General features: G+C 51.8%; 2 protein-coding genes and 1 tRNA gene. All 3 read right to left on the bottom strand.

The genetic code is table 11. The features are described from left to right. Nucleotides 1-89 precede the first annotated feature (89 nt). Nucleotides 90-166, bottom strand: a tRNA-Met gene (locus ABYW01_RS20165). A gap of 222 nt (nucleotides 167-388) precedes the next feature. Continuing rightward, complete coding sequence (ychF, locus tag ABYW01_RS20160; protein ID WP_372836237.1) at nucleotides 389-1,480, bottom strand: redox-regulated ATPase YchF; 1,092 nt, start codon at nucleotides 1,478-1,480, stop codon at nucleotides 389-391. A 14-nt stretch (nucleotides 1,481-1,494) separates the two neighbouring features. After that, nucleotides 1,495-2,037 (bottom strand): aminoacyl-tRNA hydrolase, encoded by a 543-nt coding sequence (gene pth / locus ABYW01_RS20155; protein WP_372836238.1) that lies wholly within the window; start codon nucleotides 2,035-2,037, stop codon nucleotides 1,495-1,497. Nucleotides 2,038-2,120: the final 83 nt, after the last annotated feature.

Here is a 2,120-nt window from a genome sequence, read left to right as displayed (position 1 = left end):
GTAGCTGGATTCGAACCAACGCATGACGAGATCAAAACCCGTTGCCTTACCGCTTGGCTATACCCCTGCATTTCTCAATCTCAACAACATGGTGGCAATAGCGGGACTCGAACCTGCGACCCTCGCATTATGAATGCGATGCTCTAACCAACTGAGCTATATTGCCGTGCTGTTGAGGTCGCGAATTATTCTCTGTTTCGGCTTATGTGTCAACAGGTTGTATGCAAAAAAGTTAAAGGAAAGTGCGTTTTTTTTTATCTTTTTTCGAGCGTGTTCCAGAAGGCTCAAAAAAGGCTCAAAAGTGGTTAAGGTCTGTACAGTTTGGGCATAAAAAAACCGATCCAGATGGGATCGGCTTTTTTGGGAAGAGGTGAGGTGGATCTAAAGATCAGACGTTAAAGCGGAAGTGAACAACATCGCCATCATTAACGATGTAGTCTTTGCCTTCCAAGCGCCAGCGACCCGCGTCCTTCGCCCCTTGTTCTCCGCTATATTCGATAAAGTCGTCATATGAGACAACCTCAGCGCGGATAAAGCCTTTTTCAAAGTCGGTGTGGATAACGCCAGCTGCCTGTGGTGCGGTTGCACCGACTTTGACGGTCCACGCGCGGACTTCTTTTTCACCGGCTGTAAAATAGGTCTGCAGGCCTAGCAGGTTGTAACCAGCGCGGATAACGCGATCCAGACCCGCTTCTTCCATGCCGAGGTCTTCCAGGAACATGTCGCGCTCTTCGTCTTCCAGTTCGGCAATTTCTGCTTCCAGCTTATTGCAGATAGCGACGATTTGCGCGCCCTCTGACTCAGCCAGTGAGCGTACCGCGTCCAGATGAGGGTTGTCTTCAAACCCATCTTCATCGACGTTAGCGATGTACATGGTTGGTTTAACCGTCAGCAAATGGAACTGTTTGATCAGTTGGGCTTCGTCATCGTTCAGATCCATCGCACGAACTGGATTGCCAGCACCTAAGTGGTCTTGCAGGCGTTCAAGCATCTCTTTCTGCTTGATGGCATCTTTGTCGCCGCTTTTAGCAACACGCAGAACGCGCTGTAGCTGCTTCTCAACCGATTCCAGGTCGGAAAGGGCCAGCTCGGTGTTGATGATGTCGATATCTTCCAGCGGATCGATGCGGTTGGCAACGTGCTGTACGTCTTCGTTTTCGAAGCAGCGTACGACATGTGCAATCGCGTCAGTTTCACGAATGTTGGCCAGAAACTTATTTCCCAGACCTTCGCCTTTGGAGGCGCCGGCAACCAATCCCGCGATATCTACAAACTCCATTGTCGTAGGTAATACGCGCTGAGGATTAACAATGTCTGCCAGTTTGTCGAGGCGAGGATCGGGCATTGGTACGATGCCTGAGTTTGGCTCGATGGTGCAGAACGCGTAGTTTTCGGCCGCGATGCCTGCTTTGGTCAGTGCGTTGAACAGGGTGGATTTGCCAACATTGGGCAAACCGACGATACCGCATTTAAAACCCATGGTGAGTCCTACCGTTAACCTTTGAAACTGTGGAGTTGATTCATCGCTTTTGCCCAGTCGCCATCAAGGGCTTGGGGCAGATAGCGAATCGCTTCGTGTGTGGCGTCATCTGTTGCCTGTCTTTCGCTGACAGGTGCTTTGCTTAATACAAAACCAGATACCTGACTGGCGTGGCCGGGATGGCCAATACCCAGACGAAGACGATAGAAATTCTTGTTGTTGCCTAACTTGCTGATGATGTCACGCAAACCATTGTGGCCGCCGTGACCACCCCCTTTCTTGAAGCGAGCGACACCCGGAGGCAGATCCAGCTCGTCGTGGGCAACCAATATAGATTCAGGGGGAATTTTGAAGAAGTTCGCCAGTGAAGAAACTGACTGGCCGCTCAGATTCATAAACGTCGTGGGTACTAGCAGGTGAACTGCCTGACCGTTTATCTGAGTCTTTGCGTAGAGCCCGTGGTATTTCTTGTCGGGCTGCAGAGAGGTGAGTTGTTGAGCAGCAAGCTGCTCACGTCGCAACGCTCGCGTGACGGGACCGTCAAGCACCTGGTCCAGCTCGCCGACGGCGAAACGGTCGAGACGGTCATGATCCCCGAGGGGGAGCGCAACACGCTCTGCATCTCGACGCAGGTCGGCTG

It is taken from the genome of Pontibacterium sp. (genome assembly GCF_041587635.1).
Taxonomy (GTDB): Bacteria; Pseudomonadota; Gammaproteobacteria; order Pseudomonadales; family Balneatricaceae; genus Pontibacterium.
This window is presented reverse-complemented; position numbering and strand designations above follow the sequence as displayed.

What these genes read in the sequence shown, in the direction of transcription:
- ychF (WP_372836237.1), bottom strand. Translation starts at nt 1,480, where the DNA reads ATGGGTTTTAAATGCGGTATCGTCGGTTTGCCCAATGTTGGCAAATCC.